This window comes from Aeromonas sp. R3-1 (assembly GCF_040908345.1).
In the GTDB taxonomy this organism is placed as follows: domain Bacteria; phylum Pseudomonadota; class Gammaproteobacteria; order Enterobacterales; family Aeromonadaceae; genus Aeromonas; species Aeromonas veronii.
Window position 1 is genome coordinate 1 of the sequence record NZ_JBFODN010000232.1, and the last position, 24,287, is coordinate 24,287.

Genomic DNA, 24,287 nt, shown 5'->3' on the forward strand with positions numbered 1-24,287 from the left:
GTGGGCCGATTTCCCCATCCTGCGTGACAACCTGCTGATCATGCCGGGGATGGGGCTGATGCTGCGCAGCGACAAGATGGCCAACTACTACTTCGGCGGCATCTCCGAGAGCGAGGCAACCGCCCTGCGGCCCGCCTGGGATACCGGTACCACCCTATCCCCGATGGCGGCCCTCATCACCAGTTACCGCTTCAGCCCCAACTGGATTGGCATGTTTGCCATGAACTACGAATGGTATGATCGGGACATCAAAAACAGCCCCATCGTCCAGCACGATGGCGAGCTCTATGCGGGTTTTGCGCTGGGCTATATCTGGTAACAGTTATGAGTCTTGAACCGTGAGACACGACCAAACAAAAGGGAGCCCTCGGCTCCCTTTTTCACGACCATCAGGCTGGTCGTACAGCCTGCTCAAGCTGCCCATTCAGGCTTACAGCGCCGCCAGAAAATCGATCAGCTGCTGATTGACGAAGGCCGGATTTTCCAGCGACGAGATGTGGCCAGCCATCGGGATCTCCCTGAACGGGCAACCCAGCACCTCAGCCATCAGATAGCCCTCCAGCACCGGACGGGCCTTGTCCTCGCAGCCGGTCATCACCAGTGCGGGAGTGGTGATCTCCTCCAGCCACTCGATACGATCTTCGCGGGTCACAAAGCTGCGGCCCACCGCCACCATGGCGGCAATCTTCTCGTTTGGCCAGGCGGCCAGACGCGCCTTGAAATCGGCCAGCAAGTCGGCATCGGGCTGGTTCGCAAAGAAGATAGGCGCCACCTGTTCGATGATGGGCGCCGGCACGGTGCCGAGCTGCTCGATCATCGCCAGCATGCCGAGGTAGCGCTCGCAGGTGATCTGCGGTTCCAGGCCGACAAAACTGTCCATCAGCACCAGACCCTTGAGGCGGTTTGGAACCATGCGCGCCAGCTCCACACCCCACATGCCGCCGATGGAGAGGCCCACCAACACGAACTCCTCAATGCCGAGGGCATCGAGCAGCGCCAGGTGATCCCGCGCCAGCATCGCCAGGGTGCAGCCACCTTCGGGGAGCAGGTCGGAATCACCGTGGCCCCACAGCTCGGGAACGATGCAGCGATAGCTGCCCTTGAGCGCCTCGATTTGCGGCGCCCACATGGCGCTGTCCCACAGATAGCTGTGACCAAACAGCAGTACCGGCCCTTGTCCTTCATCCAGATAGGCCATCCGGCGGCCCGCTATCTCCATAAAATGCTTCATGTTATCTCCTGTTGCCAGCGATGGGCGGGCAGTGTATCACGTCCCCCTTGGCAGGTGACGCCTCCCTGGTGCAAGCTGGCAATGACTCAAAGAAGTCACCCATGAAAGGATGCCAAAAGGAGAAGCCCATGGCGAAGGAGAAGAGCAAGAAGCGGCCACGTCTGGACAAGAAGTGCTACGAGCACCACCTTGCCCATCTGCAGGAGGAGCTGGTCAAGCTGCAGGAGTGGGTCAAGCAGGAGGGGTTAAAGGTAGTGGTACTGTTCGAAGGACGGGACGCCGCCGGTAAAGGGGGCGTCATCAAGGCGATTACCGAACCGCTCAACCCCCGGGTCTGCCGGGTCACGGCGCTGCCCGCCCCCTCCGATCGGGAGCGCTCCCAGTGGTACTTTCAGCGTTATGTGGCCCACCTGCCCGCCGCTGGCGAAATGGTGCTGTTTGACCGCTCCTGGTACAACCGGGCCGGAGTCGAGCGGGTGATGGGATTTTGCAGCGATGCCGAGTATCGCGAGTTTCTGCGCGCCTGCCCCGAGTTTGAGCGGATGCTGATCCGCTCCGGCATCACCTTGATCAAATACTGGTTCTCGGTCAGCGATGAGGAGCAGGAGAAGCGCTTCAAGGAGCGGATCAACACCCCCATCAAGCGCTGGAAGTTCAGCCCGATGGATTTGCAATCCCGCTCGCGCTGGGTCGAATACTCCCGCGCCAAGGATGACATGTTCACCTACACCGACACCGAGGATTGCCCCTGGTTCGTGGTGGAGGCGGACGACAAGCGCCGTGCTCGCCTCAACTGCATCGCCCATCTGCTGAGCAAGGTGCCCTACGAGGCGATCCACTACGAGCCTATCAAGCTTCCCCCCATCAAGACCGAAGGGTATGAGCGCCCGCCGCTGGCCAGCCAGACCTTTGTGCCCGATATTACCGCCGAACTCGAGGCTTGAACCGGGTTACCTTGCCTATCTGCATGTTCAAATCGCAGGCAATAAAAAGCCGGTCTGACGACCGGCAAAAAGGCATTGATTATTAAGAAAGGAAAACCGGCACAACAAAAAATCAGGTACGGATATATTTGGCGGTACGGGGGAACGCCTGCTCCTTGGCATCGAACAGGTAGCAGGCTTCGGCCGGGATACCCACGCTGTAGGTCTGACCGGTCGCCACATCCACATCCGAGGTGGCCTTGACGGTAAAGTCGTGACCATCCACATCCATATAAACGAAGGACTCGGCACCCAGGTGCTCGGCCACCTGCACGATCCCGCTCACCTTGCTGTGCGCATGGGGGTGATCCAGCGGCATCAGATGCTCGGGGCGAATACCCAGCTCCACCTTGTCACCCACAGCGCCACTGCGGGCATCGACCCGGGCACGCACGGTATCGCCAGAGGTCAACTTGACCAGGCACTCCTGCTCGCCAATCTCCAGCAACTCGCCCGCCAGGAAGTTCATCTTGGGAGAGCCGATAAAGCCCGCCACGAACTTGTTGTCCGGGTTGTGGTAGAGATCCAGCGGTGAACCGAACTGTTCCAGGTTGGTGGCAGCTTCGGCCTTGAGCGGGCTCAGCACCACAATCTTGTCGGCCAGGGTCATCGCTTCCACCTGATCGTGAGTCACGTAGATGATGGTGGAGTTAAGCTCTTTGTGCAGCTTGGCGATCTCGATCCGCATCTTGACCCGCAGCGCGGCATCCAGGTTGGAGAGCGGTTCGTCAAACAGGAACACCTGCGGCTGCTGCACGATGGAGCGACCGATGGCGACACGCTGACGCTGACCACCGGAGAGCGCCTTGGGCTTTCTGTCCAGCAGCGGCTCAAGACCCAGGATCTCGGCGGCGCGCATCACCCGCTTGTGGATGTTCTCCTTGTCCATCTTCTTGAGCTTCAGACCAAAGGCCATGTTCTCGTAGATGTTCATGTGCGGATAAAGGGCGTAGGACTGGAACACCATGCCGACGTTGCGCTCTACCGGCGGTACGTCGTTCATGTAGCGACCGCCGATGGTCAGCTCACCGCTGGTGATGTCTTCCAGACCCGCGATCATCCGCAGCAGGGTGGATTTGCCACAGCCGGACGGGCCGACGAAGACAATGAATTCGCCCTCCTTGATGGAGAGGTTGATGTTGCGCAGGGTGTCCTTGTGAACAGCCGGATCGTAATTTTTGCGAACGTTGTTGAGTACTACTTCAGCCATGACGAGCTCCGCTCTTGAATCTTTGCAAATCGTGATAGCGGGGGGAGTCAGCTCCCCCGGCCATAAACTTAACCTTTCACACCACCAGCAGTCAGACCGCCAACCAACCAGCGCTGTGCCAACAGGAAGACCACAGTGATGGGGAAACCGGAGAGCACTGCGGCCGCCGCAAAATCACCCCACAGATAGTTCTGCGGATAGAGGTACTGCTGGGCCCCGACCGCCAGGGTCAGATTGTTCACATCCTGCAGCAGGATGGAGGCCATGGGCACCTCGGTAATGGAACCGATAAAGGCCAGAATAAACACTACCGCCAGGATGGGCACCGACAGAGGCAACAGGATCAGACGGAATGCCTGCCACGGGGTCGCCCCGTCGATGGCCGCCGCCTCCTCCAGGGAGGAGTCGATGGTCTCGAAGTAGCCCTTGATGGTCCAGACGTGGAGGGCAATCCCCCCCATGTACGCCAGGATCAGACCTCCGTGGGTGTTGAGACCCAGCCAGGGAATGTAGTCACCAATCTTGTTAAAGAGCGCGTAGATGGCTACCAGCGCCAACACCGCCGGGAACATCTGGAAAATCAGCATGCCCTGCAGGATGGTGGACTTGCCACGAAAACGCAGGCGGGCAAAGGCGTAAGCACAAGTGGTGGAGAGCGTCACGATCATCAGGGCTGTGATGCCGGCGATCTTGATGGAGTTCCACAACCAGGTAAGCACCGGGAACGGCGGCGGCGTGATGCTGCCGTCGGCGTTGGTGATGGACATGCCCAGCGCCAGCTTCCAGTGATCCAGCGTCGGATTGGAGGGGATGATCTCCCCTACCGCGAAGTTACCGTTACGGAACGAGATGGCGATAACCATGATCAACGGGAAGATGATCAGCGCCAGGAAGCCCCACATGACCAGGTGGGTTGCCCACACCCGGTATTTGACTGATTTGGGTTGTACGATTGCCATGTTGAAGCCTCCTTACAGCTGCTTGTCGGCTTTGGACAATTTCAGGTTGAGCAGCGCCAGCGCACCTACGATGAGGAAGATAGCTGTGGCGATGGCACTGGCCAGACCGTAGTCCTGACCACCCGATCCCTGGAACGCAATCCGGTAGGTATAACTCACCAGCAAGTCGGTGGTACCCGCCGGGGTGCTGGCGCCGATGATGTCGGGCGCACCGTTGGTCAACAACTGGATAAGCACGAAGTTGTTGAAGTTGAAAGCGAACGAGGCAATCAACAGCGGTGTCAGCGGCTTCATCAGCAGCGGCACGGTGATCTTGAAGAAGTTCTGTACCGGACCGGCACCATCCATGGCGGACGCTTCATAGAGATCTTCCGGAATGGCTTTGAGCAGGCCCATGCAGAGGATCATCATGTAGGGGTAGCCGAGCCAGGTGTTGACAATCAGGATCATCACCTTGGCCAGGAAGGGGTTGGTATACCAGTCCGGCTTGATGCCAAACGCCGCTTCCAGGAACATGTTGATCTCACCGAAGTTCTGGTTGAACAACCCCTTGAACACCAGGATGGAGATAAACGCCGGGATCGCATAGGGCAGGATCAACATGACCCGATAGAAACCGCGCCCCTTGAGCTCTTCCCACTGCACCAGACAGGCCAGCACCATGCCGATAGCCAGGGTGAAAGCGACGGAGCAGGTTGAGAAGATCACGGTCCAGATGAAGATCTGCAGGAAGGGTGACTGGATGCCCGGATCGGTGACGATGCGCGCGAAGTTCTTCCAACCGACGCTCACCACAAAGCCCGGAGCAATACCCTTGCCGACAAACTGACCCTGTTCGTCGATGTACTGATAGAAGCCGGTCTCACCATTAGGCAGCATCAGCTCGCCATTCTGGGTATCACGCAGCAGGTTGCTGTCTTTGATCACTACGCCGGACTTGAGCACGGCACCATCCATCAGACGGGTGTAGTGCTGCTTCTGGGCGGCAAACTTGCGCAGGCTGCTCAGGGTCAGGTGGGTACCGCCATCCGGCAGTACCAGATCAAGGTCACTCAGGTGAGTACGATGCTCAACAATGGCGCGGATCGGTGCGGCCTTGCTGGCCGCTTCGCCAGTGAAGGGCTGCAGCTCGACCACTTGCTGGGTGTTCTGCACACGGCCCTCGCGGGACGCCAGCTCACGGGCCTTGTTGGTCATCAGGGAAACAGGTTGGCTGATAAAGGATTGATCATCCTGTGTCAGCAGCAGCTGGAACTGGCCGTTGTCGCCACCCAGCAGGGTAAAATCGAATTCACCGCCCGCCACCTTGTAGGTTTTCTTCAGGTGGTAGTCCCGCGCCTGCTCCACGGAGAGCAAGTTGGACCCCGAATAGTTGGTGAAGGCAATGCCAATGGTGTAGGCAAGAGGGAAGATGATAAACACAACCATGCCCGCAACACCCGGAAAGATGTAGCGATGGGCATAGGTCTTCTTGTTCATGAAGACATACAGACCGACGGAAACCACCACCAGATCCAGCAGCGCGAATACCCACTCGCCACTGGCGTACATCATCACGGCTGCGTAGCCGTTGAGGATGGCAACCAGGGCCGCTATGGTCCACTTAAGCCAGGTGTGCTTATCCTTCGGACCGGCATAGGACTCAACAGAAGGTACTACTTCCATGCCAATTAACCTTTATAACGCCAAGAGAGATTTGAGAGAGTGGGAGGCCATGACGGCCTCCCGGGTAGTGCATGCTTACTGAACGATACGCTTGGCAGCAGTATCCAGAGCTTCGTCAACACCCTGACGACCGGAGGTCACGTTCTTGAGGGCAGTTTCGAAGGAAGACCAGAAACGGCTCATCTCGGGAACGGATGGCATCGGCTCGCCAGCCTGGGCGTTCAGCATGGTGGCCTTGATGTGCGGATCGGATTCCAGGGTCTTCTGGAAGGATTTCAGCGCAACGGCACCCAGCGGCTTGTCGGCGTTAACCGGCGCCAGACCGGCATCGGTCAGCAGGTAGTTTTCCAGGAACTCGATAGCCAGATCCTTGTTCGGGCTGGCGGCGTTGATGGTGGCACCCAGTACGCCAACGAAGGCTTTGGCCGGCTTGCCGTTCAGGGTCGGCAGCGGCGCTACGCCGTACTTGATGCCGCTCTTGTCCAGGTTGCTCCAGGCCCAGGGACCGTTGATCATCATGGCCACTTCGCCCTTGTTGAACTTGGCGTCCATCACACCGTAGTCGATGCCTTTTTCCAGGTGACCGGACTTGATCATCTCGGAGATGTAGCCCACGCCCATCTTGGCACCTGCGTTGTTCACGCCGGTATCTTTGACGTCATAACCGGTAGCGGTTTTCTTGAAGGCGTAACCACCGTTGGCAGCCACCAGCGGATAGCTGAAGTACGGGGTGTCATAAGCCCACATGATGGCGCGCTTGCCGTTTTTCTTCAGAGTCTCGTCAATCTTGGCGATCTCTTCGAAGGTTTTCGGCGGCTCGGGCAGCAGGTCCTTGTTATAAATCAGGCTGACTGCTTCCATGGCAACCGGGTAGCCATAGGTTTTGCCATCAACAGTCATGGCATCCCATGCCAGCTGTTCAAATTTGCCTTTGGTGGCAGCGTTCGGCGTTACCGGAACCAGCAAACCGGCTTTGACCCACTCACCGTAACGGTCGTGAGCCCAGAAGAAGATGTCCGGGCCGTTGCCAGTGGCGGCGGCTTGCTGGAATTTCACTTCAACCTGATCCGGGTGAGCAACAGTAACCTTGATGCCGGTTTCTGCTTCAAACTTCTTACCCACTTCAGCCAGACCGTTGTATCCCTTGTCACCGTTGATCCAGATGGTCAGCTGGCCTTCATCGATGGCAGCAGTAGCAGAGCAAGCGACGCCAAGAGTGGCCAGACCGATCAGGGATGACAGCAATTTCTTTTTCATGAGCCTTTCCTTGTATTAGTTCCGCGCTGTAAGAGCATTGTGTGCGAGATGAATATTATCCCAAGCGGCAAACGGCTCACATGACGCAACTCGCATTTTTGAAATGCAATTACGTATTTCCTTCCAGAAAGTTTTGAAAACATTTTCTTATTTCAGGGAATTACGGCCATTTATCGGCTTAATTCCAGACAACCACAGAATAATAATTACCAAAATGAAATAAAATTTCATGAATGAAAGGGTTTTCACCTCAATGAAAACCCTTTCAGGTGGTTTATTTTGTTTGATTTGTTAACAAAGTACCGCGCCAGTTTCGAGGTCTGCCCGGGCGCGATAAAAAAAGAGACCCCGCCGGGGCGGAGTCTCTTTTTGCCAGAAATGACGAGTTGATCACACTCGGGAGCATGACTACGACTGGCGCAGCAGCTGATCCTTGAGATTGGGCGGCACACCCTTGATGGTCAGGGTGTCGGTCTGGGGATCGTAAAAGATCCGGCTGTTCAACAGCTTCTGCTCAAAGCTCAGAGTCAGACCGCCACCGGAGCCGACAAACTTGGTCAAACCACGCAGAGTAGAGCGATCCGCCGGGAAGCGCTCTTCCAGCTCATACTCCTGACCGATAAAGCTGTAAAAATCGAGGTCACCGTCGCCGGGCAATTCTGCAGACAACTCCTTGATTTCGATCTCTTCACCGGCACTCGCCTGTTCGGTGCAATATTTGAAGACCTGCTTTTTATAGTCATTGCGCTCGGTCGGCTCGAGCTGACGACTGTCGCAATAATCTTCGACCGCCTGCAGCAAGCCTTTATTTTGTACCTTGGCATCCATGCCCTCGCGGGCACCCAGCAGATCCATAAAGAAGTCGCCCAGTTTGCGACCAATGCGCCCCTTGCTGAAGGTGATATAGCGGCGCGAATCCGGTTGGGTTTTCCATTCGGTCAAATCAATACGGGCCACCAGATTGAGTTTGCCGATATCCAGATACTGGATATGGCGTAATTCCAGCGCTTCGCTGACGGTGACGCTCTCCTTGCCCTCCAGCAGAGCAATCAGCAGATAATCGACCCCGACGTAGTTATATTTGGCAAACAGCAGCACCCCCTGCTCATCGAGGGCGTGCTCCACCAGCTGCTTGACCAGCATCTGGGTCACGGTGACCGAGAAGGGGACGAATTCGGTCTGCTCGTCGAGCAGCTGTTCGAGGGCGATACGAAATGCGGGTGAAGGCTGCTTGGGAGCATCGATGCCGTCGGCCAGCTCGGCGACGGCGGCCTCGGGGTCAGCAAAGAAGCCAAAGCCCTTGCCGCCCTTGCCGTTGTAGATCCGATGCAGTTCCGCCATCAGTCCCTGTACCGCCTCATCAGGGGGCAGGGTCTGGCTGCGGGTATCGGCGTGGGGTTGACCATCGCCGCCCTGGCGCAAGGAGTGAAGAATGATCTTGTCGATATCGAGACTCATGTCACAAAGCCATAGTGTTAGCCGAAAGGGTGAAGTATTATAAGGCGCTTTGAACCGAGATGAACTGAAGATTATGCCTATCGTATCAAAGTACAATAACGAGCAATTTGACGCCCTGATGAACGACCTGATCACCGCGCTGGAAAAGCATAAAGCGCCGGTGGATCTCAGCCTTATGGTGCTTGGCAATCTGACCACCAATATCATCAACGGTATGGCACCGGCCCAGCGCCAGGCCATCACTGAAAAGTTTGTCCAGGCCCTGACCGCATCGGTCGATAATCGCCACGACGCACACTGAGTCCCCGACTCTGTTGATTTGACGTTTCTCAACGCAGATGGATCACTATGGTCGAAACCGGTAACCCCTATCGTGATAATGTCTCTCGCCTGATCACCTGGGGGCATTGGTTCTCCTTCTTCAACATTATTCTGGCCATGCTCATCGCCACCCGTTATCTGGGTGCCATCAGCTGGCCATCGACCACGCTTGGCGTGATCTATCTCGTTGTAAGCTGGATTGGCCACTTCTCGTTTTTGAGTTTTGTCACCTACCTGTTGACGATCTTCCCGCTCAGCTTCGTGCTGCCCAAGGAGAAGTCGTTGCGGTTCATCTCGGCCATCATCGCTACCCTGGCGCTGGTGCTGCTGCTGATCGACACCCAGGTATTCCGGCTGTTCAAGTTCCACCTCAACAGTCAGGTATGGCAGTTGCTGCTGGATCAGGCGCAAACCGAAGAGGGCTCAATCTGGAGCATCATCTTCGTTGCCGTGCCTACCATCTTCCTGCTGCAACTGCTGCTGTCGGCCTATGTCTGGCGCAAGATCAACAAGCGCAAGCGCCGCCAGTACGGCAATCAGGTGGGGCTGGCCCTGCTGATCTGCTTTATTCTGACCCACGTGGTCAACAGCTGGGCGGATGCGACCCTCTATCAGCCCATCACCATGCAGAGAGCCAACTTCCCCCTCTCCTACCCCATGACGGCCCGCTCCTTCCTGGCCAAACATGGCTGGCTGGATCTGGATCAGTACGAGAAGCAGGCTGCTTCCCAGGGGGATAACAGCGACAGCCGGATGCACTATCCGCTGCGCCCGTTCAACGTCAACGCCCCCCTGACTCACAACAATCTGCTGATTGTGGTGGTCGACTCATTGCGTTTTGACATGCTCAACAACATCAACATGCCCAATCTGCAGCGCTATGCGGATCAGCATCTGACGTTCCGCAATCACTTGAGTGGCGGCAACGACGACCTGATGGGCATGTTCAGCCTCTTCTACGGGTTGCCCGGTCACTACTACAAGGACATCAGCAGCGACAAGCGTCCGCCGGTGCTGTTCGACGAGATGCTGCGCCAGGATTACCAGTTCGGGCTGTTCGGCGCGATGGAAGATGCCCAGAAGTATCGCAAGAGCATCCTCGCCGGTCTGCGCAAACAGGTGTTTGTCTCAGAGCAGAGTGACGATGGCAAGCTGCTGACCGACTGGCAACAGTGGCTGGAGAAGCGCTCTCCCGAGCGTCCCTGGTTCTCGCTGGTCTATCTCTCGAGCCCAGGCGACTACCAGTTACCCGCCACCATGAAGGGGCCATTCCAACCGGAGCTTGCCAACTTCAATCCGGCGACCGCCTATCGGGCGGAGAACCTGCAAAAACTGGAGAACCGCTACAAGAACTCGGTCTTCTATACCGACCAGTTGCTTGAGCAGATGCTGACCAAATTGCAGTCGCAGGGGATGGACAGCAACACCATCGTCGTCATCACCTCCAACCACGGTCAGGAGTTCAACGACACCCGCAGCAACAGCTGGGGCGCAGGCAGCAACTACTCACCCTATCAGGTGCAGGTACCGCTGGTACTGGCCTGGCCGGGGCGCGGCAGTGACGTTCGGGAACAACCGAGCAGCCATTTCGATCTGGCGCCGACCCTGATGCAGGGGATGCTGGGCGTGCGCAATCCGGCGCGCGATTACAGCGTTGGCCGCTCGCTGTTTGATACCAGCCCTCGCAACTGGCTGCTGGCCGGGGATCAGAACGACTTCGCCATCTATGAAGGGGACACCATCACCCACTTCAACAAGCAGGGTGACTTCGAACTGCTGGAACGCAACAGCTATCGCCCGATCAAGCACGGCACCCCGGATATGGGCGCCATGATCCAGGTGATGAACGAGCTGAACCGCTTCTATCGCAACCAGTGAAGCGCCCGTTGATGGCTTGATACCATAAAAAACGCCCCAAATTCGGGGCGTTTTTCGTTGTATAGCCGGGCCACGTTCACGACAGTTAGCCACCCCACCCTTGCGGGTACTTGTAGCCGACAAAACGCTTGGCGGCATAGGCCTTGAAAGCCGTCGAGTTGTAGGCTGCCGCCACATCTTTGGCAAAAGGTTGATCCGCATCTGCGCTTTTCACCACCACCCAGTTGATAAAATCGTAGCTGCGCTCCAGAAACAGTCCTTCACTGAACGGGATTCCGCTGGAGGCGGCAAAATTACCGTTGATCACCGAGAAGTCCACATCCTCGCGCGAGCGGGGCAGTTGCGCCGCCTCCAGCAACACCAGCTTGAGATTGTGCGGATTGTTCACCACATCAAACTCGCTCACCTTGAGCGGGTTTATCCCCTCCTTGAGAGTGAGCCAACCAAGATCCTGCAGCATCAACAGCGCCCGCGCCTGATTGGTGGGATCGTTGGGGATGGCCACCGTGCTCCCCTCTTGCACCTTGTCGAGTGCCGCCAGCTTGCCGGAATAGAGTCCCATCGGACCGGTTGGCACCTGGGTAATGGGCGCCAGCGACAAGCCTCGATCTTTGGCAAAACTCTCCAGATAAGGTTTGTGCTGGAAGCAGTTCACATCCAGTGATCCGTCAGCCAGAGCAATATTGGGGGTCACATAGTCGGTGAACTCCACCAGCTTGACCTTGTACCCCTTGGCCTCCAGCTGCGGCTTGATGGAATCGGTCACCATGTCGGCAAAATCCCCCACCGTGGTACCAATCACAATCTCCTGTTTGGTCGGCAAGGACGCATCGGCGGCAACCGTGGAAAAAGAGAGGCTCCCGACCGCTATCGCGGCAATAAAGGTGCTGGCGCCAGCAGTGGCGCGCAAGGAAGCAGTCAAAGGAGAAGATAAGAAGGAACGAAACGGCATAGGGACTCCCTGTCAGGTACGCATCAAGCTATGGGACTGCGGCGGGGTGGCTCTCAGAGATTAAGCCCCTCAAACTGCAGCAATCTAGCCATCCAAACGGCTATTTCAATTACCATAACAGAGCCATCCACCGCCGCCAAGCAATAAACTGCTGGTTCCACCTCATCACCCTTGCTGTCATCCCCGAATGCATAGCGGCTCTCACGTTGGCACACACAACCATGCCGCTCACGTTCAAGAGCGCACGAGCTCCCCTCGGGATTGCCCCGAATCGAGATGGCTGCGGCGAAGGAGAGTCGCGAGAGGAGTAAATTACAGATAAAAAGATCAGTAGCGAGCAGTGAGAACCATTCTCAATAGAACACATAGCCAGTGTCATTGGAATACCTACCACAAACTGAATCGGATTTCTTTGAACCTCATTACGTTTTTTGAAAATGGCTCTTTTTGAACCCCTGTCACCCGTGTATAGATTTCCGTCGCACTCAGGATGAGTGCGATCCAAGATGGAGTTAAAAAAATAATGAAGCAAACATCGTTAGCACTGGCGATCACAGCACTGCTGTCGACCCTGCCCAGTGCGCTCGTTCAGGCAAATGAAGGTTGTGCGCCGCTCACCGGCAAGGAGAGCGGCATGGATATCGGACGCAGCAGCAGCGAGCGCTGCCTGCCAGGTACCAATCCCCTGCAGGATCAGCAGTGGTATCTGCTCAACAGCGGCCAGGATGGGTTCAGCGCCCGTGGCGGTATAGCGGGCAATGATCTCAACCTCTGGTGGGCTCATCGCACCGGTGTGCTGGGCCAGGGAGTCAATGTGGCCGTGGTGGATGATGGTCTGGCCATCGCCCACCCGGATCTGGCGGACAACGTGCGTCCGGGTTCGAAAAACGTGGTGACCGGCAGCGATGACCCGACCCCGACCGCTCCGGATACGGCCCACGGCACCTCGGTCTCCGGCATTATTGCGGCGGTAGACAACGCCATCGGTACCAAGGGGATAGCCCCGCGAGCCCAGTTGCAGGGGTTCAACCTGCTGGATGACAACAGCCAGCAGTTGCAGAAAGATTGGCTCTACGCCCTTGGCGACAGCGATGCCAGCCGCGACAACCGGGTGTTCAACCAGAGCTACGGCATGAGTGTGGTGGATCCCCGCTCAGCCAACTCTCTGGATCAATCCCAGCTTGATCGCCTGTTTGAACAGCAGACCCTCAAGGCGCAGGGCGCGGCCTATATCAAGGCCGCCGGCAACGGCTTCAACAAGATAGCGGCGGGCGGCTATGTGCTTAACCGCACCGGCAATGGTCCCAAATTGCCGTTTGAAAACAGCAACCTCGATCCCTCCAACAGCAACTTCTGGAACCTGGTGGTAAGCGCGCTCAACGCCGATGGCGTCAGATCCTCCTACTCCAGTGTCGGCAGCAACATCTTCCTGAGCGCGACCGGCGGTGAGTACGGTACCGACGCTCCGGCGATGGTGACCACGGATCTGCCCGGCTGCGATATGGGTTACAACCGCACCGACGATCCCAGCACCAACCGGCTGCACGGCAATCCGCAACTGGATGCCAGCTGCGACTACAACGGCGTGATGAACGGCACCTCCTCCGCCACCCCCAGCACCTCCGGCGCCATGGCGCTGCTGATGTCCGCCTACCCGGATCTGTCGGTACGTGACCTGCGGGATCTGCTGGCGCGCAGCGCAACCCGGGTCGATGCCACACAGAAACCTGTGATGGTCAGCTACACCAGCAGCACCGGCAAGGTGCGTGATGTGAAAGGGCTGGAAGGGTGGGAGCGCAATGCCGCCGGCATGTGGTTCAGCCCGACTTACGGTTTCGGTCTGATCGACGTCAACAAGGCCCTTGAGCTGGCAGCCAATCACCAGCCACTGCCCCCGCTGGTACAGCTGCCATGGCAGAAGATCAATGTCAGCGGCAGTGCCGCCGCCATTGCGGATGTGGGCAACAGCCCGACCAGCTCGACAACACGCATTGCCACACCGTTGACGGTAGAAGCGGTTCAGGTGATGGTGAGCCTGGATCACCAGCGTCTGCCCGATCTTCTGATCGAACTGGTCTCCCCCGCCGGCACCCGCAGCATCCTGCTGAGCCCCTTTAACAGCCTGGTCGGCCAATCTCTCGACCAGCAGCAGCTGGGCTTTGTGCGAACCAAGGGATTGCGCGACATGCGGATGCTATCCAACAAGTTCTACGGCGAATCGGCGCAAGGCACATGGCGACTGGAGGTAACCGACGTTGCCAACGGTACCCGTCAGGTCTCTCTGCTCAATCGCGAGACCCGTGAGCGCACCACCCTGACCGAGCGCAACAACCGTCAACCGGGCAAACTGATCTCATGGTCCCTGCGGGTCCTGGGTCACGATGCCAACCGCAGCTAACACGCTAGGAGTATTACCATGAACAAACCTGTTACCTTGCTTCTGGCAACCCTGCTGGCCCCCCTCTCGGGACAGCTCTGCGCCCAGGAGTCCATCACCATGGATGGCAAGCAGTACAGCACCATAGAGGTGAACGGCCAGACCTACCTCATTCCTGACAACGGCAGCAAGAAGCGGGTAGCCCGTAGTCTGGATGACAAAGTGCCGCAGCAAAGCCTGCGTCGCGGCGACGTGTTGATGCAAGGGGCGGCCAGCCCCGAGCTCACCGTCAGCGGTACCCTGCTGGTGGAAGCTGACGATGCCAGCGCCAAGGCGCTGGCGACTCGCCACGGCCTGAACTTCAAACAGAGCAGTGGTGGTATCGCCCTGCTGGAGGCCAAACCGGGCACCGATCTCAATGCCATCGCCACCAAGCTCAAGAGCGAAGGGGTGAAAGTACAGATCGAGCTGTCGGGGGCCGAACAGCAGCCGAAATAGGTCGCGACAGACAAATAACAAAGGGGGCCATAATGGCCCCCTTTCTGTGCTGCTTATTTTGATAGTGGCTTACTTGGCGCCATGCTGCTCCGCTAGATAGAGCCAGGTATCGACCACGGTATCGGGGTTGAGCGACACCGAATCGATCCCCTGCTCCACCAGCCAGGCGGCAAAGTCCGGATGATCGGATGGCCCCTGACCGCAGATCCCCACGTACTTGCCCGCCTTGCGGGCGGCAGCAATGGCCATTGCCAGCAGCGCCTTGACCGCCTCGTTGCGCTCGTCGAACAGGTGGGCAATCAGCCCCGAGTCCCGATCCAGCCCAAGGGTGAGCTGGGTCATGTCATTGGAGCCGATGGAGAAGCCGTCCACGTGCTCGAGGAACTTGTCTGCCAAGAGGGCGTTGCTCGGGATCTCGCACATCATGATCACCTTGAGCCCCCGCTCGCCGCGGCGCAGACCGTTCTCGGCCAGGATGTCGATCACCTGCTCCGCCTCGCCCACGGTGCGCACGAAGGGGATCATCACCTCGACGTTGGTCAACCCCATCACATCGCGCACCCGCTTGATCGCCTCGCACTCGAGGGCAAAACAGGGGCGGAAGCTGTCGGCAATGTAGCGGGACGCACCACGAAAACCGATCATCGGGTTCTCCTCGTGGGGCTCGTAGCCACGACCTCCCACCAGATTGGCGTACTCGTTGGACTTGAAGTCCGACATCCGCACGATCACCCGCTCCGGCCAGAAGGCGGCCCCCAGAGTGGCGATCCCCTCGGTCAGCTTGGCCACATAGAACTCCCGCGGGCTGTCGTAACCGGCAATCATCTTGCCGATGGTGGCCTGCAGCTCTGGGGTTTGCTGGTCAAACTCCAGCAAGGCCTTGGGGTGCACGCCGATCATCCGGTTGATGATGAATTCAAGGCGCGCCAGCCCTACCCCGGCATTGGGCAACTGGGCAAAGTCGAAAGCGCGGTCCGGGTTGCCGACGTTCATCATGATCTTGATGGGCAGGCGCGGCATATTGCCCACCTCGGTCACCGCCACGTCGAAGTCCAGCTCGCCGTCATAGATAAAACCGGTATCCCCTTCCGCGCAGGAGACGGTGATCCGCTGGCCCGGCTGAATATGATCGGTAGCGTTGCCACAGCCCACCACTGCCGGAATGCCCAGCTCGCGGGCGATAATGGCGGCGTGACAGGTGCGGCCACCCCGGTTGGTGACGATGGCGGAGGCCCGCTTCATGATGGGCTCCCAGTCCGGGTCGGTCATGTCGGTGACCAGCACATCGCCGGGCTGCACTTCGTCCATCTGGCTGATGGAGGAGATGACCCGCGCCGGACCCGCGCCAATCTTGTGGCCGATGGCCCGCCCCTCGATCAACACCTTGCCCGCTTGCTTGAGGGCAAAACGCTCGAGGGTGTTAGCCTCCTGGCGGCTGCGCACGGTTTCCGGGCGCGCCTGCACGATATAGAGTTGGCCATCCTGACCATCCTTGGCCCACTCGATATCCATCGGGCGGCCATAGTGCTGCTCGATGATGAGGGCCTGTTTCGCCAGCGCCATCACCTCCTCATCGGTGATGCAGAAGCGGCTACGCTCGGCTTCGTTGGTGTCGACAATCTTCACCTGACGGCCGTGACCGGCATCGTCCGAGTAGGTCATCTTGATAAGCTTGGAGCCGAGGGTCTTGCGCACCACCGCCGGGCGCCCCCCCTTGAGGGTCGGCTTGTGCACATAGAACTCGTCCGGGTTGACCTCGCCCTGCACCACCATCTCGCCAAGACCATGGGCGCCGGTGATAAAGACCACGTCGTTGAAACCGGACTCGGTATCCAGGGTGAACATGACGCCGGAGGCGGCGAGATCCGAGCGCACCATCCGCTGCACCCCGGCCGAGAGGGCAACACCCTTGTGGTCGTAGCCCTGATGCACCCGATAGGAGATGGCGCGATCGTTGAACAGGGAAGCGAACACATGCTTGACCGCCGTCATGACGGCATCGATGCCACGTACGTTGAGGAAGGTCTCCTGCTGACCGGCAAAGGAGGCGTCCGGCATATCCTCGGCGGTGGCGGAGGAGCGCACCGCAAACGAGGCCTCGACACCGGCACTCAACTTTTCATAGGCAACCCGGATAGCCTGCTCCAGCTCGGGCTGGAACGGGGCTTCGATCACCCAGTCGCGGATCTGCTGACCGGCCCGGTTGAGGGCGGCGATATCGTCCACGTCCAGATTGTCGAGCAGATGGTGGATCTTGCCGTTGAGGCCGCTTGACTCCAGAAACTCGTTAAACGCAAAGGCGGTGGTGGCAAAGCCCCCCGGCACGGATACGCCGGCGCCAGAGAGGTTGCTGATCATCTCGCCAAGGGATGCGTTCTTGCCGCCAACTCGTTCTACGTCCTGCATTCCGAGTTGTTCGTACCAGAGCACGTACTGTTGCACTTGGATGTCTCCAGGTTGGTGGGCACCGATGCCATAGCACCTCGTGCGCCCGATTTAATCGATGAGGTTATGGGTAAGTCAGGTGCGTTATTGTCTGTTTCTTTTGTTGCCAACGACCATGAAAACGTTTTCTATTGGTTTTCAAAAAAATCCCCGAGCAAGCGTTGGGGATGGTCGAATGACCGGAACATTCTACAATGGCGACACAAAAAGATAACGATTCAGGTTTGCAAGCCACTTCACAACTTGGGTACAGCAGACCGGTTGACAAAACTGGTATGGTTTCGGGAGATACTTCTCACCCCTTACCCCATGCGACCCTACCCGCGGTATCACAGGAGCCCTACGTGCACACCGTATTTTATGTTTCAGACGGCACCGCCATCACCGCCGAAGTGTTCGGCCACGCGGTACTGAGCCAGTTTCCGCTGGCCTTCGAGCAGATCACTATCCCCTTTGTGGAGACACAGGAGAAGGCGCGTCAGGTACGGATGCGGATCGACGAGCAGTTTCGCCAGACCGGGGTACGCCCCATCCTGTTTCACACCATTGTCGACCCGCTGGTACGGGAAGAGGTACTGAAATCGGAGGCGTGCGGCCACGACTTTCTCAACACCTTCGTCAGCCCGCTGGAGCAGGAGCTGGGGGTCAAAGCCGAGCCCCGCCTCCACCGCACCCACGGTATGGAGAACCGCAAGCTCTATGACGATCGCATCGAGGCGGTCAACTTTGCGCTGGCCAACGACGATGGCATCACCACCAAAGAGTACGATGAGGCGGACATCATCCTGATCGGGGTCTCCCGCTGCGGCAAGACCCCCACCAGCCTCTATCTGGCGCTGCAGTTTGGCATTCGCGCCGCCAACTACCCCTTTATCGAGCAGGACATGGGGATGCTGGAGCTGCCCGCCCCCCTCAAGGCCAACCGTCACAAGCTGTTTGGCCTCACCATAGCGCCGCAGCGGCTGCACGAGATCCGTAACCAGCGCCGTGCCAACAGCCGCTACTCCTCCATCGAACAGTGCGAGCAGGAGCTGGCCTGCGTGGAGCGACTGTTTCGCCAGGAGGCGATCCGCTTCCTGGATACCAGCTCCCACTCGGTGGAGGAGATCAGCGCCAAGGTCCTCGAAGCGACCGGTCTGCGCCGCCAGCTCTGTTAAGCCAGCTTGACAGCTATCGGCATCAACAAAAGATAAAAATTACAGTGTCGCGGCGAAAGTCAGCTGTGGCGAACTGCAATTCACATCGATGACAGTGAAAAGCGTGGATAAAAAAGGGATAAGCACCACAAATGCTTATCCCTCTTCTTGTCGACCTTGCCGTTGTGCCCTTGTCACCCGCTGCCAGTTAGCCGCTATTCGATTCCGTTCTGCTGCGCTCGGCAAACAGCCAGCGTTCACTAACGATTGAGCTCAGGGTTGTTCATCAACCGGGCATAGAAGGCCAGCAAACCGTGGCGCAGGCGAACCCGCTCCGCCAACCAGCCGCCAACGAGCGCCCCCGTTACCCCGCCAGCCAGCAACAGCGGCTGCCAGTAGTGCAGCAACTCCTGATCACCGAGTAACAGCCAACCCAGCAACATAATCGCGGCCACCAGCAACAACAGCGGACTGGCGGCAATCCCTAACCAGAGCGCCACCAGCACACTCCGGGCAACCCCTTGTTGCAGCACGCTTTCGCACTTTCTGTACTCCAACTCCCTGCACTCTTCCCTGTACTCTCGCTTGTTTGGCATCATTTGCATCCATTTGTGGCTTGGCACCACAAAAGCACACCAACAAGACAAAATGTCAATCAAACAGAATTCGATTGCACAAACATTAACCAAAAACTACCAAGAAGCCTCTTCAGATCATGAAAAAGCTGCCTTTGGTACAAAACACGGCCATTAGAGATGGAAAACAGGTGCATTCATGGCGGATTATCACTATTCTGCTTCGGTTGCCAGCCAACACTAAAAATTGAAAATGGCATGGTGTAACGAAATAAATACAGCTTTCGTCAGGTTTTGGCTACGCACTGCGGCCTGCTCAGGATGAGCCCAACACCGACCAGAGACAACAGAGACGTAAGGACAGACCCATGGATTTGAAACAAGACGGTGAGGAGCTGAAGCGCGGCCTTAAAAACCGCCACATTCAGTTGATTGCTTTGGGCGGCGCCATCGGCACCGGCCTCTTTCTGGGCATTGCCCAAACCATCAAGATGGCAGGCCCCTCAGTCCTGCTGGGTTATGCCATCGGCGGCTTTATCGCCTTCCTGATCATGCGCCAGCTCGGTGAAATGGTGGTGGAAGAGCCGGTAGCCGGTTCATTCAGCCACTTTGCCTACAAATACTGGGGCGAGTTTGCCGGTTTTGCGTCCGGCTGGAACTACTGGGTGCTCTACGTGCTGGTGAGCATGGCCGAGCTGACCGCGGTGGGCATCTATGTCCAGTACTGGTGGCCCGAGATCCCGACCTGGATGTCGGCAGCCTTCTTCTTCGTGCTGATCAACGCCATCAACCTCTCCAACGTCAAAGCGTTTGGCGAAATGGAGTTCTGGTTCGCCATCATCAAGGTGGTCGCCATCATCGGCATGATTGGCTTTGGCGGCTATCTGCTCCTCTCCGGTGCCGGCGGACCCGAGGCAAGCGTCACCAACCTGTGGGCTCAGGGCGGTTTCTTCCCCAACGGCATCAGCGGTCTGGTGATGGCGATGGCGGTGATCATGTTCTCCTTTGGCGGTCTGGAGCTGGTGGGCATTACCGCCGCCGAAGCGGACAACCCCGAGAAGAGCATTCCCAAGGCCACCAATCAGGTGATCTACCGCATCCTCATCTTCTACATCGGCGCTCTGGCTATCCTGATGTCCCTCTACCCTTGGGGTAAAGTGGTGGAAGGGGGCAGCCCGTTCGTGATGATTTTCCACGCACTGGACAGCAATCTGGTCGCCACCGTGCTCAACATCGTGGTGCTGACGGCCGCACTGTCGGTCTACAACAGCTGCGTCTACTGCAACAGCCGGATGCTGTTCGGTCTGGCCAAACAGGGCAACGGCCCGAAAGCCCTGCTCAAAACCAACAAGAGCGGCGTGCCGCTGGTTGCACTCTCGGTCTCGGCCATCGCCACCCTGCTCTGCGTGCTGATCAACTACCTGATGCCGGGCAAGGCGTTCGGCCTGCTGATGGCGCTGGTGGTCTCCGCACTGGTGATCAACTGGGCGATGATCAGCCTCGCGCACCTCAAGTTCCGCAAGGCCAAGGTCGCAGAGGGTGTCCAGCCCAAGTTCAAGGCGTTCTGGTATCCCTTCGGCAACTACCTCTGCCTCGCGTTCATGGCTGGCATCCTGGTGATCATGTATATGACCCCCGATTTCCGCATCTCGGTCGAACTGATCCCAGCCTGGCTGGTGGTGTTGGGCATTGGCTTTGTCATCAAGCGCAAAGGACAAGCCCAAAGCAAGGTCGCAGCCAATCTGGGTTAATGCCCGAATCTAGCGACATCAATGCAAAACGCCGATCACATGATCGGCGTTTTTTTATTGCGCGCAGCGCAACTGACCGCACTACTAGCAGCCATAGCCCTCAGGAAGGCAGCTCTTGCCTTTGATCTTGCCGATGCTCCGGGCTGTTGACGCAACACTCATCGCGGAAAAAGGCGATGATCTCCTCCAACACCGCGTATTGAGAGACGCAAAGCAGGGTGCGACTCTCCCGGTTTTGCTTCACCAGCCCCACCGAGACCAGCGCCGCAATATGGTGGCTGAGGGTGGAAGCGGGGATCGCCAGCTGCTTTTGCAGCTCACCCACCGGCAGCCCCTGCTCTCCCGCCTTGACCAGATGCTTGAAGATAAACAGCCGGGTCGGATGACCCAGCTCTTTCAATGCCTTGGCGACCTCTTCCAGTTGCATCTCTGCGCCCTCCACAAATTTGATATTTCGATAATACCAGAAATATCTTGACCGGCCATTCATTTCGATTATTTTGGAAATATAGAAACCAAGTGAGGGTACGACAATGAATGAGTGGTTAACCATGCTGACCGATGCAGCCCAGATGTTCCTGTTTCTGGCTGTCGAGCTGTCGGTGCTGTTTCTGGTCATTAGCGCCGGGGTCAGCCTGATCCGTCAGAAGATCCCCGACGAGAAGATCCAGCGGATGCTGGGGGCGAGACATGGCAAGGGCTATCTGCTCTCAGCCCTGCTCGGTGCCGTCACCCCCTTTTGCAGCTGCTCCACCATCCCCATGCTGAGAGGGCTGCTCTCGGCCAAGGCTGGCTTTGGCCCCACCCTCACCTTCCTGTTTATTTCGCCACTGCTGAACCCCATCATCGTCGGCTTGATGTGGGCCACCTTTGGCTGGAAAGTGACCCTGCTCTACGCCGTGATCGCCGCCAGCGTCTCCGTCATGGCGAGCATGCTGCTCGACAGATTGGGGTTCGAGCGCCATGTCATCGAGCCCAAAGAGGCCACCCCCTCTTGCGGTAGCGGCTGTGGCCTGGCGACCCGCGCCAACACTCAAACACATTGCAGTGACAACCAACGCGGCGCCATTCGCGCAATCAAACCCCTCAACAGGGCAACGTGCTGCCCGGCTCCGCAACCAGAGATGGCAGAGCAGGCCACCCTCCCCTGCTGCGGCGATGGCACGGCTGCCCTGACCAGAGCGCCACAGCTCCCCACCGCCTGGGTCAAAGCTCGCATCGATGCCTGGCAGCAGTTCAAAGCGGTATTGCCCTTCCTGCTGCTGGGGGTGCTCATCGGCTCGTTTATTTACGGTTTTATTCCGGCCGAGTGGATCGCCGCCCATGCCGGCGCCGACAACCCGCTGGCCATCCCCTTCAGCGCCATCGTCGGGATCCCGCTCTACATCCGTGCCGAGGCCGTGATCCCGCTGGCGTCGGTACTGCTGGGCAAAGGGATGGGAATGGGCGCCGTCATGGCGCTGATCATCGGCAGTGCCGGTGCCAGCCTGACCGAGGTGATCCTGCTCAAATCCATGTTCAGAACCCCGATGATTGCGGCCTTCCTTACCGTGATCCTTGGCATGGCGATCCTGATGGGCTACCTGACGCAACTGCTGTTTTAAGTCGCCCATCTTTAAACAGGCAAAATGCCAAAGCAGCCGAGTGTGAAACCATCAGGCTTACCCTAGACAAACGCCGATCGGATGATCGGCGTTTGTCTATTCCGTACGGCAATCAATTTGAGACAGCCAAAGGATGAGGGGTTTGCTGCTCTCCGGGCCATGTGACTTGGCCTGCCTCCCCTCGCCGAACTGTGCTGTAAAAATGTGAGACCCATCCCGTCCCCACGCAGTAGCACAAGAGTTAATGTGCAACAACACAATAAATGAACATCCTCTGCCATACTCAAACGAAGTATTCCGTTACGCCGAAACCGGAGCCTGATCATGGTAACCAGCTCGCTTCACACCACAGATACCGAGGTTGAATTTGCCGACGATATCCAGTTGGTATCGACGACCGACCTCAAAGGGGACATCACCTACGCCAATCCGGCGTTTTGTCAGGTGGCAGGCTATCGCCTGGAAGAGATGTTGGGGCAGCATCACAATCTGGTGCGCCACCCCGACATGCCCAAGGCAGCGTTTGCCGATCTCTGGGCCCACCTGCAGGCAGGCAAACCATGGCGAGGCATGGTAAAAAATCGCTGCAAAGATGGTCGCTATTATTGGGTTGATGCCTATGTCACCCCGATTTATGAAGATGGCAAGATGGTGGGTTACCAATCCGTCCGCTGCCGTCCCGCCGCAGAGCACAAAGCGCGTGCCAGCAAGATGTACAAAACCCTTAAAGCCCGTGAAACCGGCTCTGCCATTCACATGGGCCTGCGTCAACTCACACCAGCCATGATGACCATACCTCTGCTGCTCGTCAGCGTGATCAGCGCGCTCTGGCTGCTCTCACCGCTGCAGGCGCTCTGGGTCATCATTCCTCTCTTGGCAGCCATCTGGTTCAATCGCCACCCTCTCTTCCTCACACCGCGATTCTTGCAGCAGCTCGAGCAGGATTACGACAGCATCAGCCGCCTTATCTTCTCGGGGGATGCCCCCCACAGCATTGCCGATTTCCATATCAAGCTCGGGCAAGCAAAGATCCGTACCGTACTCGGCCGGGTGGATGACACCACAGCTTCGCTCAATGCCATGGCCAATGACCTGCGCGGCTCCGCCTCGCTGGCCAGCCAGGATATCTCTTCGCAAGACACGCAGATCCAGCAGATTGCCACCGCCGTCACCCAGATGGCTTCGGCCGCCGAGGAGATCAACCGCAATATTCAAGACAGCAACAGCCAGATTGAAGAGGCCCGCAGCCACTGCATCACCACCAGCACCCAGCTTTCGGAAGCAGGAGAAGAGATGTCGGCGCTTGCCACCCAGGCGGAGCAAGCCTTCCAGTCAGCTGTCGAGCTGGCGAGCGAATCCGAGCGGATCGGCACCATCATGAGCGAAATTCGCGGCATTGCGGATCAAACCAACCTGCTGGCGCTCAATGCCTCCATCGAAGCCGCACGGGCAGGCGATCAGGGGCGCGGCTTTGCAGTGGTGGCGGACGAGGTTCGCAGCCTATCGACCAGAACCCATAAGGCGACAGAGCAGATCCAGAACAGCATTGGCCATATCCAGCAAACCCTGGGGGGATGGAAAGAGATGATGCATCTCAATGTGACCAGAACCAACGCCTGCCTCGCCACCACCCGGGCAAGCACCGGCAACCTGAATCAGGTTGTGGTCGAGATAGACAAGGTCTCTGATTTTTCCAACCAGATCACCGCCGCGGCCACCGAGCAACAAGCGGTCATCGAGGAGATCAGTCGCAATATCAACCAGATATCCTCGCTCTCTCACGATAACAGTCTCAAAATCGATCAGGTGAGTGAAACCAGTGCCAATTTGCAGAGCAAAGCGAGCCAGCTCAAGGACTTAAGCCGGACGTTTGGATAGCAGCAATCAGATGACTGTCTAGTCCTGAAATAGGTTTACACATTTTCAACTAGCATTTCTCTACTCAGAACCCCCTATGTGCCGCATCGGGGGTTCTGTATTTCAACGC

Annotated in this window: 20 protein-coding genes; 10 read left to right on the forward strand and 10 right to left on the reverse strand. The window is 57.9% G+C overall.

What is annotated here, in order from left to right:
* On the forward strand, nucleotides 1-319 hold a 319-nt coding region (locus tag AB5Y85_RS14985; protein WP_368221694.1), incomplete at its 5' end, for a MipA/OmpV family protein.
* A 111-nt stretch (nucleotides 320-430) separates the two neighbouring features.
* Here AB5Y85_RS14985 and AB5Y85_RS14990 read toward each other — a convergent pair.
* Nucleotides 431-1,231: an alpha/beta fold hydrolase gene (locus tag AB5Y85_RS14990; protein WP_257687980.1), complete on the reverse strand. Its 801-nt coding sequence runs from the start codon at nucleotides 1,229-1,231 to the stop codon at nucleotides 431-433.
* A gap of 128 nt (nucleotides 1,232-1,359) precedes the next feature.
* Here AB5Y85_RS14990 and ppk2 point away from each other — a divergent pair, with 128 nt between their 5' ends.
* Nucleotides 1,360-2,175: a polyphosphate kinase 2 gene (gene ppk2, locus AB5Y85_RS14995; protein ID WP_005361444.1), complete on the forward strand. Its 816-nt coding sequence runs from the start codon at nucleotides 1,360-1,362 to the stop codon at nucleotides 2,173-2,175.
* A 112-nt stretch (nucleotides 2,176-2,287) separates the two neighbouring features.
* On the opposite strand, the gene AB5Y85_RS15000 is transcribed toward ppk2, so the two are convergent.
* The 5 genes from AB5Y85_RS15000 to yejK form a co-directional block, all read right to left on the reverse strand.
* Nucleotides 2,288-3,424: an ABC transporter ATP-binding protein gene (locus AB5Y85_RS15000; RefSeq protein WP_005333867.1), complete on the reverse strand. Its 1,137-nt coding sequence runs from the start codon at nucleotides 3,422-3,424 to the stop codon at nucleotides 2,288-2,290.
* A gap of 68 nt (nucleotides 3,425-3,492) precedes the next feature.
* The gene (gene malG, locus AB5Y85_RS15005; RefSeq protein WP_005333868.1) at nucleotides 3,493-4,383 is read right to left on the reverse strand and encodes a maltose ABC transporter permease MalG; all 891 of its coding nucleotides are present in this window, start codon (nucleotides 4,381-4,383) and stop codon (nucleotides 3,493-3,495) included.
* A 12-nt stretch (nucleotides 4,384-4,395) separates the two neighbouring features.
* Nucleotides 4,396-6,048, reverse strand: coding sequence for a maltose ABC transporter permease MalF (gene malF, locus AB5Y85_RS15010; protein ID WP_005333870.1), 1,653 nt, complete (start codon nucleotides 6,046-6,048; stop codon nucleotides 4,396-4,398).
* Between the two features lie 75 nt (nucleotides 6,049-6,123).
* On the reverse strand, nucleotides 6,124-7,305 hold the full coding sequence (gene malE, locus AB5Y85_RS15015; RefSeq protein WP_005333871.1) for a maltose/maltodextrin ABC transporter substrate-binding protein MalE: 1,182 nt from the start codon (nucleotides 7,303-7,305) through the stop codon (nucleotides 6,124-6,126).
* A 408-nt stretch (nucleotides 7,306-7,713) separates the two neighbouring features.
* On the reverse strand, nucleotides 7,714-8,763 hold the full coding sequence (gene yejK / locus AB5Y85_RS15020) for a nucleoid-associated protein YejK (protein WP_005361452.1): 1,050 nt from the start codon (nucleotides 8,761-8,763) through the stop codon (nucleotides 7,714-7,716).
* Between the two features lie 73 nt (nucleotides 8,764-8,836).
* Between yejK and AB5Y85_RS15025 the strand changes: the two genes are divergently transcribed.
* Complete coding sequence (locus tag AB5Y85_RS15025) at nucleotides 8,837-9,064, forward strand: YejL family protein (protein WP_005333874.1); 228 nt, start codon at nucleotides 8,837-8,839, stop codon at nucleotides 9,062-9,064.
* 47 nt (nucleotides 9,065-9,111) lie between these two features.
* A complete protein-coding gene (locus AB5Y85_RS15030; RefSeq protein WP_257687981.1) occupies nucleotides 9,112-10,962 on the forward strand; it encodes a DUF3413 domain-containing protein in 1,851 nt (616 codons plus the stop codon).
* A gap of 85 nt (nucleotides 10,963-11,047) precedes the next feature.
* Here AB5Y85_RS15030 and AB5Y85_RS15035 read toward each other — a convergent pair whose 3' ends face one another.
* Entirely contained in the window at nucleotides 11,048-11,914 is an 867-nt protein-coding gene (locus AB5Y85_RS15035; RefSeq protein ID WP_257687982.1) for a MetQ/NlpA family ABC transporter substrate-binding protein, read from the reverse strand.
* 523 nt (nucleotides 11,915-12,437) lie between these two features.
* Between AB5Y85_RS15035 and AB5Y85_RS15040 the strand changes: the two genes are divergently transcribed.
* Complete coding sequence (locus AB5Y85_RS15040; RefSeq protein ID WP_257687983.1) at nucleotides 12,438-14,312, forward strand: S8 family serine peptidase; 1,875 nt, start codon at nucleotides 12,438-12,440, stop codon at nucleotides 14,310-14,312.
* An 18-nt stretch (nucleotides 14,313-14,330) separates the two neighbouring features.
* A complete protein-coding gene (locus AB5Y85_RS15045; protein ID WP_257687984.1) occupies nucleotides 14,331-14,789 on the forward strand; it encodes a hypothetical protein in 459 nt (152 codons plus the stop codon).
* Nucleotides 14,790-14,858: 69 nt separating this feature from the next.
* On the opposite strand, the gene ppsA is transcribed toward AB5Y85_RS15045, so the two are convergent.
* Nucleotides 14,859-17,231 (reverse strand): phosphoenolpyruvate synthase, encoded by a 2,373-nt coding sequence (gene ppsA / locus AB5Y85_RS15050; protein ID WP_257687985.1) that lies wholly within the window; start codon nucleotides 17,229-17,231, stop codon nucleotides 14,859-14,861.
* A gap of 347 nt (nucleotides 17,232-17,578) precedes the next feature.
* On the opposite strand from ppsA, the gene AB5Y85_RS15055 reads away from it, so the two are divergent.
* On the forward strand, nucleotides 17,579-18,391 hold the full coding sequence (locus AB5Y85_RS15055) for a pyruvate, water dikinase regulatory protein (protein ID WP_033136363.1): 813 nt from the start codon (nucleotides 17,579-17,581) through the stop codon (nucleotides 18,389-18,391).
* Nucleotides 18,392-18,630: 239 nt separating this feature from the next.
* On the opposite strand, the gene AB5Y85_RS15060 is transcribed toward AB5Y85_RS15055, so the two are convergent.
* Complete coding sequence (locus AB5Y85_RS15060) at nucleotides 18,631-18,966, reverse strand: hypothetical protein (protein ID WP_307772339.1); 336 nt, start codon at nucleotides 18,964-18,966, stop codon at nucleotides 18,631-18,633.
* 347 nt (nucleotides 18,967-19,313) lie between these two features.
* Between AB5Y85_RS15060 and AB5Y85_RS15065 the strand changes: the two genes are divergently transcribed.
* Nucleotides 19,314-20,696, forward strand: coding sequence for an amino acid permease (locus tag AB5Y85_RS15065; RefSeq protein WP_005352966.1), 1,383 nt, complete (start codon nucleotides 19,314-19,316; stop codon nucleotides 20,694-20,696).
* Nucleotides 20,697-20,796: 100 nt separating this feature from the next.
* Here the strand turns inward: AB5Y85_RS15065 and AB5Y85_RS15070 are convergent, their stop codons facing one another.
* Nucleotides 20,797-21,123 carry a helix-turn-helix transcriptional regulator gene (locus AB5Y85_RS15070; protein ID WP_005344826.1) on the reverse strand — a complete coding sequence of 109 codons (327 nt, stop codon included), beginning with the start codon at nucleotides 21,121-21,123 and terminating at the stop codon, nucleotides 20,797-20,799.
* 106 nt (nucleotides 21,124-21,229) lie between these two features.
* Between AB5Y85_RS15070 and AB5Y85_RS15075 the strand changes: the two genes are divergently transcribed.
* Both AB5Y85_RS15075 and AB5Y85_RS15080 read left to right on the forward strand, forming a co-directional pair.
* Nucleotides 21,230-22,300: a permease gene (locus AB5Y85_RS15075; protein ID WP_257687987.1), complete on the forward strand. Its 1,071-nt coding sequence runs from the start codon at nucleotides 21,230-21,232 to the stop codon at nucleotides 22,298-22,300.
* A 324-nt stretch (nucleotides 22,301-22,624) separates the two neighbouring features.
* On the forward strand, nucleotides 22,625-24,178 hold the full coding sequence (locus tag AB5Y85_RS15080; RefSeq protein WP_005361477.1) for a PAS domain-containing methyl-accepting chemotaxis protein: 1,554 nt from the start codon (nucleotides 22,625-22,627) through the stop codon (nucleotides 24,176-24,178).
* Nucleotides 24,179-24,287: the final 109 nt, after the last annotated feature.